Raw genomic sequence first — 255 nt, 5'->3', positions numbered from 1 at the left:
TACGGTCGCAAGATTAAAACTCAAAGGAATTGACGGGGACCCGCACAAGCGGTGGATGATGTGGATTAATTCGATGCAACGCGAAAAACCTTACCTACCCTTGACATGGCAGGAATCCCTGAGAGATCGGGGAGTGCTCGAAAGAGAACCTGCACACAGGTGCTGCATGGCTGTCGTCAGCTCGTGTCGTGAGATGTTGGGTTAAGTCCCGCAACGAGCGCAACCCTTGTCATTAGTTGCTACGAAAGGGCACTC

Annotated in this window: 1 rRNA gene; it reads left to right on the top strand. The window is 52.2% G+C overall.

What is annotated here, in order from left to right:
- Positions 1 to 255 (top strand): 16S ribosomal RNA (locus H3H36_RS26485); the annotation flags it as partial.

This window comes from Rugamonas fusca (assembly GCF_014042365.1).
In the GTDB taxonomy this organism is placed as follows: domain Bacteria; phylum Pseudomonadota; class Gammaproteobacteria; order Burkholderiales; family Burkholderiaceae_D; genus Rugamonas; species Rugamonas fusca.
Note: the sequence above shows the minus strand (reverse complement) of the source record. Positions and strands in the feature narration are given on the sequence as shown.